At 67.2% G+C, this 14,857-nt stretch carries 13 protein-coding genes; 8 read left to right on the top strand and 5 right to left on the bottom strand.

What is annotated here, in order from left to right; translation table 11 throughout:
• Positions 1-10: 10 nt before the first annotated feature.
• The 3 genes from NQ034_RS04380 to guaB1 all read right to left on the bottom strand — a co-directional run bounded on the left by NQ034_RS04380 (position 11) and on the right by guaB1 (position 4,022).
• Positions 11-1,060: a hemolysin family protein gene (locus tag NQ034_RS04380; RefSeq protein ID WP_257047225.1), complete on the bottom strand. Its 1,050-nt coding sequence runs from the start codon at positions 1,058-1,060 to the stop codon at positions 11-13.
• Positions 1,057-2,409 (bottom strand): hemolysin family protein, encoded by a 1,353-nt coding sequence (locus tag NQ034_RS04375; RefSeq protein ID WP_257047224.1) that lies wholly within the window; start codon positions 2,407-2,409, stop codon positions 1,057-1,059. Before NQ034_RS04375 ends, NQ034_RS04380 begins: the two co-directional genes overlap by 4 nt.
• A 155-nt stretch (positions 2,410-2,564) precedes the next feature.
• Positions 2,565-4,022 (bottom strand): GMP reductase, encoded by a 1,458-nt coding sequence (gene guaB1, locus NQ034_RS04370; protein ID WP_257047223.1) that lies wholly within the window; start codon positions 4,020-4,022, stop codon positions 2,565-2,567.
• Between the two features lie 111 nt (positions 4,023-4,133).
• On the opposite strand from guaB1, the gene NQ034_RS04365 reads away from it, so the two are divergent.
• The 3 genes from NQ034_RS04365 (at position 4,134) to NQ034_RS16380 (ending at position 8,610) form a co-directional block, all read left to right on the top strand.
• A complete protein-coding gene (locus NQ034_RS04365) occupies positions 4,134-7,826 on the top strand; it encodes a multifunctional oxoglutarate decarboxylase/oxoglutarate dehydrogenase thiamine pyrophosphate-binding subunit/dihydrolipoyllysine-residue succinyltransferase subunit (protein WP_257047222.1) in 3,693 nt (1,230 codons plus the stop codon).
• A complete protein-coding gene (locus NQ034_RS04360; protein ID WP_257047221.1) occupies positions 7,823-8,437 on the top strand; it encodes a GDSL-type esterase/lipase family protein in 615 nt (204 codons plus the stop codon). The genes NQ034_RS04365 and NQ034_RS04360 overlap by 4 nt, the downstream gene beginning before the upstream one ends.
• A gap of 98 nt (positions 8,438-8,535) precedes the next feature.
• The gene (locus NQ034_RS16380) at positions 8,536-8,610 is read left to right on the top strand and encodes a 50S ribosomal protein bL37 (RefSeq protein WP_104061284.1); all 75 of its coding nucleotides are present in this window, start codon (positions 8,536-8,538) and stop codon (positions 8,608-8,610) included.
• Between the two features lie 90 nt (positions 8,611-8,700).
• Here the strand turns inward: NQ034_RS16380 and rsrA are convergent, their stop codons facing one another.
• A complete protein-coding gene (gene rsrA, locus NQ034_RS04355) occupies positions 8,701-9,027 on the bottom strand; it encodes a mycothiol system anti-sigma-R factor (RefSeq protein ID WP_373456769.1) in 327 nt (108 codons plus the stop codon).
• On the bottom strand, positions 9,024-9,698 hold the full coding sequence (locus NQ034_RS04350) for a sigma-70 family RNA polymerase sigma factor (protein ID WP_373456768.1): 675 nt from the start codon (positions 9,696-9,698) through the stop codon (positions 9,024-9,026). The genes rsrA and NQ034_RS04350 overlap by 4 nt, the downstream gene beginning before the upstream one ends.
• Before the next feature lie 214 nt (positions 9,699-9,912).
• Here NQ034_RS04350 and NQ034_RS04345 point away from each other — a divergent pair, with 214 nt between their 5' ends.
• The 5 genes from NQ034_RS04345 to NQ034_RS04325 are packed head-to-tail and all read left to right on the top strand — an operon-like array spanning position 9,913 to position 14,788.
• The gene (locus tag NQ034_RS04345) at positions 9,913-10,395 is read left to right on the top strand and encodes a DoxX family membrane protein (protein WP_257047219.1); all 483 of its coding nucleotides are present in this window, start codon (positions 9,913-9,915) and stop codon (positions 10,393-10,395) included.
• A complete protein-coding gene (gene aroA, locus NQ034_RS04340; RefSeq protein WP_257047330.1) occupies positions 10,392-11,681 on the top strand; it encodes a 3-phosphoshikimate 1-carboxyvinyltransferase in 1,290 nt (429 codons plus the stop codon). Before NQ034_RS04345 ends, aroA begins: the two co-directional genes overlap by 4 nt.
• A complete protein-coding gene (rsgA, locus tag NQ034_RS04335; protein WP_257047218.1) occupies positions 11,678-12,763 on the top strand; it encodes a ribosome small subunit-dependent GTPase A in 1,086 nt (361 codons plus the stop codon). The genes aroA and rsgA overlap by 4 nt, the downstream gene beginning before the upstream one ends.
• A gap of 27 nt (positions 12,764-12,790) precedes the next feature.
• Positions 12,791-13,555, top strand: a complete 765-nt coding sequence (gene hisN / locus NQ034_RS04330; RefSeq protein WP_257047215.1) for a histidinol-phosphatase — start codon at positions 12,791-12,793, stop codon at positions 13,553-13,555.
• Positions 13,556-14,788, top strand: coding sequence for an aminotransferase class I/II-fold pyridoxal phosphate-dependent enzyme (locus NQ034_RS04325; protein ID WP_257047214.1), 1,233 nt, complete (start codon positions 13,556-13,558; stop codon positions 14,786-14,788). It abuts the gene before it with no gap.
• Positions 14,789-14,857: the final 69 nt, after the last annotated feature.

The raw sequence follows: 14,857 nt of genomic DNA, 5'->3' as shown, positions 1-14,857 counted from the left end.
ATCGACACCATCAATTCACCCTCGGCCGCTGCATCACATCGTGGACTTCGCCCACCAGTTCCTCCAGCACGTCCTCGAGGAACAGCACGCCCACGGCGCGGTGATCGGCGTCGAGCACCCGGCCCACGTGATTGCCCTCGGCCCGCATCTGATCGAGGCCGTCCTCGATCTCGTCCGCGGCCCGCAGCGTCACCAGTGAACGGAAGCGCTTGTTCTGCACCGGAGCCCGGTAGAGCTCCGCGGTATCGGCGTAGAGCACGTCCTTGATATGCAGATATGACACGGGGTCACCGGTCTCATCGACCTCGATATAACGTGAGAAGCCCGTTTGGGCGACCAACCGTTCGATGTCCGCCGGGGTCACTCCGACGTTGATCGCCACCACCTGATCCATCGGAACCATGACCTCGGCGACGGTTTTATCCGAGAACTCCAGGGCGCCCTGCAACAGTCCCATATCGTCGCGCAACAGCCCCTCTGCCTGCGATTCGGCGACGATGGCCTGCACCTCCTCGACGGTATAGGCGGCGTTGACCTCATCCTTGGGCTCGATGCGCATCAGGTGCAGAACCAGGTTCGCGAAACCGTTCAACGGTGTGATCACGAAGCTCAACACACGTGACAGGAACACCAGCGGCGGTGCCAAGACCATCGCGGCCCGCCCGGCCATGGCCAGGGAGATGTTCTTCGGGACCATCTCTCCGACCACCACGTGCAGATACGTCACAACCGCCAGCGCCAGCACGAAGGCGATGACCCCCGAGGCGGCCTCCGGCAGGCCCAGCATGTGCAGCGGCCCTTCCAGGAGATGATGGATCGCGGGTTCGGCGACATTGCCCAGGAGCAGCGAACACACCGTCACGCCCAGCTGGCAGATCGCCAGCATCGCCGAGACGTGCTCCATCGCGTGCAGGGCGATGCGCGCGGACTTCTTGCCGTCCTCGGCAGCCGGTTCGATCTGTGAGCGCTTGGCGGATACGATGCCGAATTCCGCCGCGACGAAGAACGCGTTGCCCAGCAGCAGAACAACCAGCCAGATCAGACCCCACCAGTCGTTCATGCCGGCTCCCCCGTCGTCGTGGCGCGGGCGGCGGAATCGAATTCGCGTGCCCGCTGTGAGTAGTCAGGGATCAGCCGCAGCCGCTCGATCCGATGGCCGTGCATCCGCTCGACGACGAACCGTCCATCGGGAATCGGCACGACGTCGCCCACTTCGGGAATGCGCCCGCACAGCAGCAGCACGTATCCCGCGACGGTCTCGTAGTCCGGATCCTCGGGGATGTCCATGCCGACCAGCGGGCCGACCTCGTCGGGACGCAGCCCGCCGGGCACCAGCCAGGAGCCGTCTCTGGCAGGGCGCGGGCGGACCCGCAGACGATCGTGCTCATCGGCGACCTCGCCCACGAGTTCCTCGACCACGTCCTCCAGGGTGACGACTCCCGCCGTGCCCCCGTACTCGTCGATCACCACGGCCATCTGATTGCCCCGGGCGCGCAGACGGCGCAACAGCGGGTCCAGCGCCATGGTCTCCGGGACCTCGGCCACCGCGGTCAGCAGACCACCGGCGAAGGCCTCGGCCCTGTGTTCCAGCGGCACCGCCAGAGCCTGTTTGACGTGGACCACGCCCACGATATCGTCGCGGCTGTCGACGATGACGGGGAAACGGGAGAAACCGGTCTGCCGCGCCACTTCGATCACCTCGGCTGCCGTGGCGCCCTTCTCCACCGTCACCATCCGGGTGCGCGGGGTCATCACGTCCTCCGCGGTGCGCTCGGAAAAGCTCAGCGTGCGGGTGACCAGGTCCGCCGTCTGTTCGTCGAGCGTGCCCTCCTGGGCCGAATGGCGCACGAGTGCGGTGAGCTCATCGGCCGACCTGCCCGCCGAGGACTCCTCCTGCGGCTCGATCCCCATCGCGGCCAGGATCTTGTTGGCCGTGCCGTTGAGGGTAGCGATGACCGGCTTGAAGACGACGGCGAACCAGTACTGCAATGGCACGGCCAACTGCCCGGCGCGCAGCGGCGCGGAGATGGCCATGTTCTTCGGCACCAGCTCGCCGATGACCATCGAGAGGACCGTGGAGACCGCCAGCGCAATGAACAGTGCCACACCGTCGGCCAGTGCGTCGGGGACCGGCAGCAGTTCCAGCAGCGGCGCCAGGATCTTGCCCAGCGACGGCTCCATCAGATAGCCGGTCAGCAGGGTTGTGATGGTGATGCCGACCTGGGCCGCGGACAGCTGGGTCGACAGGTGGTGCATGCCCAGTTCAAGGTATTTCGAGCCCTTGAGACCGCGGGCCACCGCGTCGTCGACGGTGTGCTTGTCCAGTGTTAAAAGGGCGAATTCCCCGGCGACGAACACACCGGTGCCCAAAATCAGGATGAGGGCGAGTCCGAGATAGAGCCATTCCATCAGGCGGCTCTCAATCGACGTTCGCGAAGGACTGGGGTGAGGACCCCGGAATTATGTGGGTTGTGTGTTGGGCCGGCCGCAAGCCGGCCGCGACTGTCACTCGACATAGCGTTAGTGTAACCGACGCCGCGGCCCGCTTCCAGACGGCTGCACAGCTACCAGCCCTGGGACACCGGCCGGCCCTCTTCATAGCCGGCGGCCGTCTGCACACCCACCACTGCGCGCTGGGCGAACTGCACGAGGTCCGCCGCACCCGCATAGGTGCACGATGAGCGGACTCCCGCGGTGATCTCGTCGAGCAGGTCCTCGACACCGGCCCTGGCCGGATCAATGGGCATGCGCCCGGTCGAGATGCCCTCCTCGAACAGTCCCTTGCGGGCCCGGTCGAACGGGGATTCGTCCCTGGTCCGATTGGCCACCGCCCTGGCCGAGGCCATGCCGTAGCTCTCCTTGTAGCGGTGTCCCTGCGCATCGACGAACAGATCGCCGGGGCTCTCCAGGGTGCCGGCGAACCAGGATCCGACCATCACCTGGGAGGCACCTGCCGCCAGGGCCAGGGCGATATCGCGGGGGAACCGCACGCCACCGTCGGCCCAGACGTGCCCACCGCATTCGGCGGCTGCCGCCGCGCATTCGGCGACTGCGGAGAACTGCGGGCGACCCACCGCCGTCATCATCCGGGTCGTGCACATGGCACCGGGACCCACCCCGACCTTGACGATGTCGGCACCGGCGCCGAGCAGATCGCGCACCCCGTCCGCGGTGACGACGTTGCCCGCCACGATCGGCACGCCCAGGTCTGCGCCGGATACCCGGCGCAGCGCATCGAGCATCTTCTCCTGATGACCGTGCGCGGTGTCGACGACCAGGGTCGAGGCACCATCGGCGACCAGGGCAGCCGCGTGGGCGGCCACGTCCCCGTTGACCCCCACCGCCGCGGCCACCCGCAATCTGCCCGAGGCGTCGACATTGGGCCGGTACACCGCGGCGCGCAGCAGTGAGGTCGGGGTCAGTGCGCCCTGCAGCCGTCCCGCTTCGTCGACCACCGGAGCGAAGTCGACCCGGGCCTCGGTCAGCGCATCGAAACCACGCCGGCAGGAGTCCCTGTCGCCCACGTGCAGATCGGCGGCGGATATCAGGTGGGCGGGCTCGCTCATCACCGCGGAGACAGAGCGGAAGCGTTCGACCCCATTCAGCTCGGCTTCGGCCAACACGCCCAGCACCCTGTGCGCATCGTCGACGACGACCACATGCCCATGCGCACGCTTGGACATCAGGTGCAGTGCGGAGAGCACCGTGTCATCGGGGCCCACCACCACGGGGGTTTCGAACAGTGGGTGAGCGCTGCGGACGCGCTCGATGGTCGCTGCGGCCACCGAGCGCGGCAGATCCTGTGGCAGCACGGCCAGGGCTCCCCTGCGCGCCAGGGTCTCCGCCATCCGGCGCCCGGTCACCGAGGTCATATTCGCCGCGACCACCGGGGTCGACCCGCCCGTCGGATCGGCCGGGCTCAGATCCACTTCGAACCGCGAGGACACGGCAGAGCGGCAGGGAATCAGGAACACATCGTTGTAGGTCAGATCATGGTCCGGCCGTTCGGTCGAGAATCGCATGCCCCCCATTATCGTCCCCGTGGTGTGTGCATCCGCCATCCGGGTTAGGCTATTGGCTAGGCTAGTAGTAGACGAAACCCATCAGACACTAGGAAGAGGGCGAATACCGCCGTGTCCGAAACGCACATCGCCGAATCGGTCGAGGATTTTGGCTCGAACGAATGGCTGGTCGAAGAGCTCTTCGACAAGTACCAGCAGGACAAGAATTCAGTCGACCCCAAGTGGTGGCCGTACTTCGAGAAGTTCGCCGCAGAAGACCGGGCTGCGGCTCCCGCCGCCTCCGGGCCCGCCGCACAGCCGGCGGCCCCGGCCGCTGCCCAGCCGGCACCGGCCCGCGGCGTCGATCCCTCGGTCCAGGTCAGCGAGACCCGCAAGGCCGAGTCGAAGTCGGCAGCCTCGGCGAAGAAGCGCTCCACCGCTCCCGAACCGGCCCCCAGCACCGAGGACGTCGCCGATGTCGTCACCAAGCTGCGCGGTCCGGCCAAGGCGCTGGCCACGAACATGGACGAGTCGCTGACTCTGCCGACGGCCACCAGCGTCCGCGCCCTCCCTGCCAAGGCGCTCATCGACAACCGCATCGTCATCAATTCGCACCTCAAGCGCACGCGCGGCGGCAAGGTGTCCTTCACGCACATCATCGCCTTCGCGGTGATCCGTGCGCTCAAGGAGTTCCCCAGCCAGAACGTCTACTACGACGTGCGCGACGGCAAGCCCGTGGTGGTGGCCCCGGGCCACGTCAACTTGGGCATCGCAATCGACGTGCCGAAGAAGGACGGCAGCCGCGCCCTGTTGGTGCCGAACGTCAAGAAGGCCGAGACTCTGAGCTTCAAGGGCTTCGTCGACGCCTACGACGACCTGGTGGCCCGCGGCCGCGACGGAAAGCTGGGCGCAGCCGACTTCGCCGGGACCACCGTGTCCCTGACCAATCCCGGCGGGATCGGCACCGTCCACTCGATGCCACGACTGACCAAGGGCCAGGGCTGCATCATCGGTGTGGGCGCGCTGAACTACCCTGCGGAATTCCAGGGCTCCAGCCAGGAGACCATCAACCGGCTGGGCGTCTCGAAGGTCCTGACACTGACCTCGACGTACGACCACCGGGTCATCCAGGGTGCCGGCTCCGGCGAATTCCTCAAGCTGGTCCACGAATTCCTGCTGGGCAAGGGCGGCTTCTACGACGACATCTTCGCCTCCCTGCGCCTGCCCTACGAACCGGTTCGTTGGGTGCCCGACGTCGATGCTGACGACCAGGACGATGTGTCCAAGGTCGCACGCGTGATCGAACTGATCGACGCCTACCGCAACCGCGGCCATCTGATGGCCAATGTCGATCCGCTGGTGTACAAGCAGCGCACGCACCCGGACCTGGACATCACCACGCACGGGCTGACCCTATGGGACCTGGAGCGCACCTTCCCCACCGGCGGTCTGGGCGGGAAGTCCACGATGCCGCTGCGCGACATCCTGGGTCTGCTACGCGACTCCTACTGCCGCAACACCGGCATCGAGTACATGCACATCGCCGATCCGGAACAGCGGGCCTGGTTCCAGGCCAAGCTGGAGGTCCCCCACGCCGAGCTCACCCGCGTCGAGCAGGGCCACATCCTGGGCCGGCTGAACGCGGCGGAGGCCTTCGAGACCTTCCTGCAGACGAAGTACATTGGGCAGAAGCGCTTCTCCCTGGAGGGCGGCGAGTCCGCCATCGTACTGCTCGACGAGGTGCTGAACCTGGCAGCCGACTCCGGAATGGTCGAGGTCACTATCGGGATGGCCCACCGTGGCCGCCTCAATGTGCTGACCAATATCGCCGGGAAGAGCTACGGACAGATCTTCCGCGAGTTCGACGGCATGCTCGACCCCGACAGCTTCCAGGGCTCCGGCGACGTGAAGTACCACCTGGGCACCCACGGTTCCTTCACCTCGCCCGAGGGCAACACGACCGAGGTCTACGTCGCAGCCAACCCCAGCCACCTGGAGACCGTCGACCCGGTACTCGAGGGCATCGCACGGGCCAAGCAGGACCGTCACGACCTGGGCGAGGAGGGCTTCACCGTCCTGCCCGTGCTGGTCCACGGCGATGCGGCATTCGCGGGGCAGGGCGTCGTCTACGAGACTCTGAACCTCTCCGAGCTGCGCGGATACCGCACCGGCGGCACGATCCACCTGATCATCAACAACCAGGTGGGCTTCACCACTCCCCCGGCGTCGGCCCGGTCCTCCTTCTACTCCACCGACGTGGCCAAGTCGATCGGCGCGCCGATCATCCACGTCAACGGAGACGATCCCGAAGCCGTGTTCCGCGCAGCGCAGCTGGCCTTCGCGTACCGTCAGGAATTCAACCGCGACGTCGTCATCGACATGGTCTGCTACCGCCGCCGCGGCCACAATGAGGGCGACGATCCATCGATGACCCAGCCGGTCATGTACTCCCTCATCGAGGCCAAGCAGTCGGTCCGCAAGCTGTACACGGAATCCCTGGTGGGCCGCAAGTGCATCACCCCGGAAGAGGCACAGGAAACGGTTAAGGACTACCAGTCCAAACTCGAAGCAGCCTTCACGGAGACCAAGGAGGCCGAGAAGGCCGCCGGCGACCCCGACTTCGCACTGCCCTCGCCCGAGGTCACGGATCTGGAGGCGGACAACGACTTCCCGACCGCAGTGTCCAAGGAGGTCATCGAACACATCGGCGACGCCTTCATGAACGTCCCGACCGGCTTCACCGTCCACAAGAAGCTGCGCAGCCTCCTGGAGAAGCGTCACGAGATGACCCGCTCCGGCGGCATCGACTGGGGCTTCGCGGAACTGCTGGCCTTCGGCTCACTGCTGATGGAGGGCGTGCCCGTCCGCCTGGCCGGACAGGATTCGCGCCGTGGCACCTTCACCCAGCGCCACTCGGTCCTGATCGATCACGTCAACGGCAATGAGTGGACCCCGCTGTCCAACCTCAGTGACGACCAGGCGAAGTTCTGGGTCTACGATTCGCTGCTGAGCGAATACGCGGCCATGGGCTTCGAATACGGCTACGCGGTGGAGAACACCGAGGCGCTGGTGGCCTGGGAGGCCCAGTTCGGCGACTTCAGCCAGGGTGCCCAGTCCGTCATCGACGAGTTCATCTCCTCCTCCGAGCAGAAGTGGGACCAGCGCTCCGGCCTGGTGCTGTTGCTGCCCCACGGTTTCGAGGGCCAGGGCGCCGACCACTCCTCGGCTCGCATCGAGCGCTACCTGCAGCTGTGCGCCGAGTCGAATATGACCGTCGCCCTGCCGTCCTCCGGCGCCAGCCACTTCCACCTGCTGCGCCGCCACGCGCACTCCAAGGTCAAGCGCCCGCTCATCGTCTTCACGCCGAAGTCGATGTTGCGTCTGAAGGCCGCGGCCACCCAGGTCGAGGACTTCACCACCGGCCGGTTCGAGCCCGTCATCGCGGACACCACTGTGGACGCCGCCAAGGTCGACCGGGTGCTGTTCGTCTCCGGCAAGCTGTACTGGGACCTGGTCGCCAAGCGGCAGAAGTCCGGGGACCAGACCACCGCGATCGTGCGCGTCGAGCAGCTCTATCCACTCGACGAGGACGCGATCGCCGCGACCCTGAGCCGCTACCCGGCGTCCGCAGAGCTGGTCTGGACGCAGGAGGAGCCGGAGAACCAGGGGGCTTGGCCGTTCATGCAGGCCCACCTCCCGCAGCTGCTGAACGGCCGTGCGATCCGCGTGGTCTCGCGCGCCGCCTCGGCTGCTCCGGCCACCGGCCTGAAGAAGGTCCACGAGGCCGAACAGGCCGATGTCATCGAGCGGGCCTTCGCACGGTGACCAGCCGTACGTACACCGCGATCGTCGTGGCCGGGGACGCGCTCGTCGCCGGCCACGGGGACGGTCGCGGCCTGGGATGGACCGGCCGCATCGCCGCCCGTACCCTGCCCTCGCTACCGGGTGCCCAGTTCTACTCGCTCGGCATCCACGGCGAGGACACGCAGACCTTCGCAGCCCGGGTGCTGCCCGAGGCCAAGCTGCGCTTCTCCGAGGAGACTGAGAATCGCCTGGTGCTGGCCCCCGGTTGGTTCGATGCGGTGGCCGGCATGTCCGCGGCCCGCTCGCGGCTGAATCTGGCCAACGTCCTCGACGCGGCGCTGTCGCTTGAGGTCTCGACCTTCGTGGTGGGCCCCACCCCGACGATCGATCAGGATCTCAACCGGCGGATCGGGGAGTTGAGCGCCAGCTTCTCCGATGTCGCCCTGCGACGTGGTGTGCCCTATGTCGACGCCTTCACACCTTTGCAGACGCATCCGGTGTGGCAACGCGAGCTGGCCGCCTCGCGGGACGGTCTGCCCTCCCAGGAGGGTTATGGTCTGATCGCCTGGCTGGTCCTGCACCGCGGCTGGTACGACTGGCTGGGCGTCACCGATGTACTGGGCGATAACTGACCATCCCCAGGTGACGAACGCCTCATTGACCACTTCCGAGTGGCTAAACGGCGGGTCCGTATGCGAACATTGTCAAGCAGAGCAAGGAGGAGAACACAATGAGCAAGCGCGCACGTAAGCGTCGTGACCGCAAGCGCGGTGGTGCGAACCACGGCAAGCGTCCCAACGCATGATCGTCCCAGGACGATAGACGAAGAGCCCGGTTCGAAGGATTTCCCTTCGAACCGGGCTCTTGTGTTGCGCTCCAGGTCTGTCCGAGTCCCTCAGTACGACTCGTGGCCGACCCGTGTGACCACGGTCGTCCGCGTGTGGCCGGCAGTGCGTTCCACCAGGATCTGCCGTTGTATGCGTTCGCGCAGACCCGCCGGGGCCTGTTCGTCGCGACACGAGCGGCGCACGAGTTCCTTCAGTGCCGCCTCGATCGAGTATTCGCGCATACAGCCCGGGCATTCCGCCAGGTGTTTGCCGATGGCACTCAGGGCCTCCTGGTCCAGCTCGCCGTCGAGGTAATGGTAGATGCGTTCCAAGGACACAGCGCGCTGCGCTTCGCAGCACCCACTCGCGGCGGGTGCGACCTCTTCCCTCTTCACTTCTTCTTCACCTCCGTATCCTTCTTCACGAATCCCCGCTGGGCGGCGTAGTCGGCCAGCATGTCCCGCAATTGCCTACGGCCCCGATGCAGCCGGGACATGACCGTACCGATCGGGGTGTCCATCACCTGTGCGATCTCCTTATACGGCATGCCCTCGACATCTGCGTAGTAGACCACCATCCGGAAGTCCTCCGGCAGCTGGGACAGCGCCCGCTTCACATCGGAATCCGGGAGATGGTCCAGGGCCTCCAGCTCGGCCGAGCGGCCGTCGGAGGAGGAATGCCCCTGGGCGCGCGCGATCTGCCAGTCCTCGATGTTCTCGCCCGAGGACTCCTGCGGCTGTCGCTGCTTCTTGCGGTAGGTGTTGATGAACGTATTCGTCAGGATCCGGTACAGCCATGCCTTGAGGTTCGTCCCCGGCGTGTACTGGTGGAAGGCGGCGTATGCCTTGGCGTAGGCCTCCTGCACCAGGTCCTCGGCATCCGCCGGGTTGCGCGTCATGCGCAGGGCGGCGGCGTAGAGCTGGTTGACGTATTCGAGCGCATCGCGTTCGAACCTGGCCGAGCGTTCCTCATCGGTCTCGTCTGTCTGCGTCACTTTAGTCATTACCGTCAATGGTACTTCCGGTGTCGCCGCGCCCCCACGCGACCGGGTCGGGCTCTTCACCATATATTCGACCACTTCCCCTCACTGGCCTGCCGATTCCGTGCCCTGGCGTCTGCGGCCCCGGGCTCACACCGGTGCAACGGAGTACGGCGGCGGCTTATTCCAGGACCACCACGAGCGTCGCAGTGATATGCGACCCGGCGCGATCGCAGCGCGCCCACTATGCTGGAGGGAGTCCAGGTGCGCTAAACCACCGTGTCCGTCGAAGGGATCAACCGTGTCACTCATCCGGCTCCTCGCCCGCCCCATGCTCGCCTCCGCGTTCGTCGCCAACGGCATCGCACGTCTGCGCCGGCCCCAGAACGCCGCACAGGCCGCCGCGCCCGTCCTCCGCCTGTTCGAAGACCGCCTGCCCAAGGCGGTTGACGCCACCCTGGTCGCACGCAGCACCGGCGCCGCTCAGATCCTCGCAGGTTCGCTCCTGGCCGTCGGCCGGGCTCCGCGCACCTCCGCGGCGATCCTGGTCGGCACCTACGCCTTCGACCTGATCGGCGAACGTCTCGCCGCGCCCGAGGACCGCCGCGCCGACGGCGGTCTGGTGGTCAAGACCTCGCTGCTGGGCGGCACCCTGTTGGCCTCCGTCGACACCGCGGGACGGCCCGGACTCGCCTGGCGGGCGCAGAATGCTGCCGGCCACCTGCGCCGCGAGGTCGAGGCAGCCGGGGCGAAGACCCTGGACAAACTGGGAGTCCAGAACTGAACCCCGCCGCCTGGCCGGCGCCGCAGCATCCGGCTCCCGTCGTCGCCACTGTCGCCGTTCCCGGCTCGAAGTCGCTGAGCAACCGGTACCTGGTGCTGGCTGCTTTGGCCACGGGCCCGTCGGTTCTCGACGGACTGTTGCACAGCCGTGATACGGCGCTGATGATCGGTGCGTTGCGAGCCCTGGGCGCACGGATCGAGACAGACGATTCCGGGCGCGTGCGGGTCGAACCGATCCGGCCGCTCGACTCCGCCGGCGAACCCGTGCATGTGGAGTGCGGGCTGGCCGGCACCGTGATGCGCTTCGTCCCGCCCCTGGCCGCAGTACTGGGCATCCCCGCGGTATTCGACGGCGACCCCGCTGCCCGGACGCGTCCGATGGACACCGTCGCAGACGCCCTGCGCCAGCTGGGCTGCGCCGTCACAGGCGATGCGCTTCCCCTCGAGGTGATCCCACCGGACACCGCCGAATCCACAGCTGCTCCCATGCACGTGCGCATCGACGCTTCGGCGTCCAGCCAGTTCGTCTCCGGTCTGCTGTTGGCCGGCGGCGCGCTGCCGACCGGTCTGATCATCGAGCACACCGGCGCGACCGTACCATCGCGACCCCATATCGACATGACGGTGGAGGTGCTGCGTGCCGCCGGGGTCGCAGTGACCGAACCTCTGGACCACACGTGGCATGTGGCCCCCGGCCGCCCCCGGGGTCTGCAGGTCACGGTCGAACCCGACCTGTCGAATGCAGCGACCTTCTTGGCCGCGGCGCTCATCACCTCCGGTACGGTGACGGTGCCCGCCTGGCCGGACCACACCACACAGGCAGGGGACGCCATTCGTTCGATCGCCGAGGCCTTCGGCGGCTCCTGGGAACTCACCCCGGCCGGTTTGAGTGTGATGGGACCCGACAGGCTGCGTCCGGTCGACCTCGACCTGTCCGCGGTCGGTGAACTGACCCCTGTGGTCGCCGCCGTCGCCGCACAGGTCGAGGGCACAAGCCAGCTCACCGGCATCGGGCACCTGCGTGGCCATGAGACCGATCGGCTGGCGGCCCTGGCGCGGGAATTGACGAAGACGGGCGTCGATGTCGTCGAACAGCCCGCCGGGCTGACGATCACCGGACCGCCTTCACACGGCACCCGATGGGACACCTACGCCGACCACCGCATGGTGATGGCCGGGGCGCTCCTGGCCCTGTTGGTTCCCGAAACGGTGATCGCCGATCCTGGCACCGTCGCCAAGACGCTGCCGGAGTTCACCGAGCTGTGGTCGGCCATGGTGGGCAGATGAGCCGTCGGTACACGAACTTCACAGAGGACGACTACCGGGCCCGCCCGAACCGCCATGGCTCGCGCCCGCGGACCAAGGACCGGCCCCGCTTCGCCGACGCACTGGCCGCCGTCGTCGTCGCGGTCGATCGGGGTAGGTACCGCGCACGCCTGCTCACGCCGGAGCACGGCGGCAGCCGGACCGGGCCCGTCGGTCCCGGAAACCTGCGAGCCGGTGCCGCGCTGACCTGTGTGCGGGCCTCGGCGCTGCGGCGCAACGCGATCGTCCCCGGCGATGTGGTCAGGGTCGTCGGCGACACCTCGGGACGTCCGGACACACTGGCGCGGATCGTGCTGGTCGAACCGCGCGCGACCGTGCTACGACGCAGCGCGGACGATTCCGATGACAGTGAACGTGTCATCGTCGCCAATGCCGATCAGCTCGTCATCGTCACGGCAACCGCCGATCCCGAGCCCAGTGACGGGCTGATCGACCGGGCGCTGGCGGCGGCCTTCGACGCCGGCATCACCCCGATACTGGCCGTCACGAAGACCGACCTGAAGCCCGCCGACGAACTCACCGCCAGATTCTCCCAGACCGGTGCCGATATCATCGAGTGCGGACTCGACGCACAGGGGCTGCCGCGCGTGGACGAACTGCGCACGCGGCTGACCGGCCACCTGAGCGTGTTGCTGGGCCATTCCGGTGTCGGCAAGTCCACCCTGATGAACCGCTTGGTGCCCGATGTGGATCGAGCCACGGGCGCGGTCAACGACGTCACGGGCAGGGGCCGACACACCTCTTCGTCCGCGCTGGCCAGTCCCCTGCCCGGCGGCGGATGGGTCATCGACACCCCCGGTGTACGGTCCTTCGGGCTCGCCCACGTCGACCCCGACAATGTGCTGGCGGCCTTCACCGAACTGGTCCCGGCCACGGCCGGCTGTCCCCGCGGCTGCACGCATTTGGCAGACGCACCGGGCTGTGCCCTTGACGAGTGGGTAGCCCAGGGCAGAGCGGGCGTCGCCGGCGTCGCCCGGTTGGCTTCGCTGCGCCGTCTCCTGGCGAACCTCGCGCCGGCCCAATGGGATCGACCCCGCAACTGAGTCAGCCGGGCTCGCTAGAGTTGGGGTATGACAGATCTCGCATTGGCCCTCGAACTCGCACAGCGGGCCGACCGGCTGACCCTGCCCGCATTCCGGGCCCATGACTTCCACACCCAGACCAAACCCGACCTGACTCCGGTGACGGATGTGGACCGGGCCGTCGAGGCGATGATCCGCGGGGTGCTCGAACAGGAGCGGCCGGCCGATTCCGTCCTGGGAGAGGAGTACGGTGCCAGGGGCACCGCCAGTCGACGCTGGATCGTCGATCCGATCGATGGGACCAAGAACTTCGTGCGTGGCGTACCGGCCTACGCCACCCTCATCGCGCTCTACGACGGCGACACACCCCTGGTGGGCGTCGTGTCCGCTCCCGCACTGGGCCGGCGCTGGTTCGCTGCCCGTGGCCAGGGTGCCTTCCTCAGCCTTGACGGCGGCGCCCCCCAGCCCATCCACGTCTCCGGTGTCGCATCCCTGGCCGATGCGTCCCTGTCGTATTCATCGCTGGGCGGCTGGGCAGAACTCGGCCGCAGGGAGAACTTCTTGTCCCTGTGCGACGCCATATGGCGAACCAGGGCCTTCGGGGACTTCTGGTCGTATATGTTGGTCGCCGAGGGGGCAGTCGACCTGGCGTGCGAACCCGACCTGGAGCTCTACGATATGGCCGCGCTGGTCCCGATCGTGTTGGAGGCCGGTGGCCGCTTCACGAATCTGCAGGGTTTCCCCGGCCCCGTGGGCCCAGGCGCCCTGGCCAGCAATGGGAAACTGCACGACGACGTTTTGGAGATGATCTAGGTGCCCGATATCAACGCCTCACCCCTGTGGATGGACTTGGCCCGCTCGGCCGGACTGGTCGGGCCCGACGGAACGGTGGGCGAAACGGTGTTCGGGCAGATGACCCAGCTAGCAGCGGCCAGCTCGGCGGTCAATCTGGGACAGGGGGCTCCTGGTACCAACCCACCGGAGTTCCTCCTCGAGGCCGCTGCGCTGGCATCTCGCGCTGGTGCCAATCAGTATCCGCCCGGGCAGGGCCAGCCCGCCCTGCTGGAAGCGGTCTCCGCCCAGCGCGCCCGCGACTTCGGGCTCGCAGTCGACCCCGCACAGGTGCTGGTCACCCTGGGCGTCACGGAGGCGATCACGGCGACGGTCCTGGCCCTGGTGCCCCGGGGTGGGACAGTGGTGACCTTCGAACCGTTCTACGATTCCTATGCTGCGGCGACCGAACTGGCCGGCGCCACTTTGCGCACGGTCCCCATCCGCTTCGCCGGAGAGTCCGGATTCGCGCCGGACTGGGACGCCTTCGCCGAGGCGACCGCGGCAGGGGTCGATGCCGTCATCGTCAACAGCCCGCACAATCCCACGGGCTTCGTCTTCTCGCCCGAGGATCTGCTGCGCATCCACGCGGCAGCGCAGGCCCACGACTTCTGGGTCATCACCGATGAGGTCTACGAACACCTGGCCTTCGCGCCCAACCGGCACGTTCCGCTGGCCGCCCTGGTCCCCGACTCACAGCGAATCATCAGCACCAGCTCGGCCGGGAAGACATTCAATATCACCGGGTGGAAGATCGGGTGGGTGGTCGCCCCTGAACCGGTCCGTCTGGCCATCCAGACGGTCAAGCAATTCCTGACCTTCACCGCGAATCCCGCCTATCAACTGGCAGTCGCCCAGGCCCTGGTCGACGACCGCGGGTTCATCGCGGAAAACCACGATTCGCTGCTCGAACGCGCGCACCGACTCGCCGCGGCTCTGCGCGCAGTGCCCGGACTGCGGGTGAGCACACCACAGGGCGGGTACTTCATCATCGCCGACTTCTCCGGGCTCACGGACGATGACGCCTTTACGATCAATGAGCGGCTCAGCCGTGAGTTCGGCTTTACCGGAATCCCCGTGGCAGGGCTGTGCCGGGCTGGTTCTCCTGCGGCAACCGAGTTCCGCAGCGCGATCCGCTATTCGTACTGCAAGTCACCTGCCGATGTCGCGCTGGCAGTGGAGCGCATCGGCGAGCTGGCCACCCACGGGTTCTAGAACCGCCTCGCGCCGGATCCTCACAACGCTAAGAGAGCCGGGGCCTGCGACGTGTGAAACGTCGCAGGC

Origin of the sequence: Brevibacterium moorei, from assembly GCF_024580735.1 — a bacterium.
GTDB lineage: Bacteria > Actinomycetota > Actinomycetes > Actinomycetales > Brevibacteriaceae > Brevibacterium > Brevibacterium moorei.
The sequence above is the reverse complement of the archived record's forward strand: the minus strand, read 5'-3'. Positions and strand labels throughout refer to the sequence as shown.

Bases quoted from the DNA above. Each gene is read 5' to 3' on its own strand.
- guaB1 (WP_257047223.1), bottom strand. From the start codon at position 4,022: ATGCGATTCTCGACCGAACGGCCGGACCATGATCTGACCTACAACGAT.
- NQ034_RS04375 (WP_257047224.1), bottom strand. From the start codon at position 2,409: ATGGAATGGCTCTATCTCGGACTCGCCCTCATCCTGATTTTGGGCACC.
- NQ034_RS04380 (WP_257047225.1), bottom strand. From the start codon at position 1,060: ATGAACGACTGGTGGGGTCTGATCTGGCTGGTTGTTCTGCTGCTGGGC.
- hisN (WP_257047215.1), top strand. From the start codon at position 12,791: ATGACAGATCTCGCATTGGCCCTCGAACTCGCACAGCGGGCCGACCGG.
- rsgA (WP_257047218.1), top strand. From the start codon at position 11,678: ATGAGCCGTCGGTACACGAACTTCACAGAGGACGACTACCGGGCCCGC.
- NQ034_RS04350 (WP_373456768.1), bottom strand. From the start codon at position 9,698: ATGGTGAAGAGCCCGACCCGGTCGCGTGGGGGCGCGGCGACACCGGAA.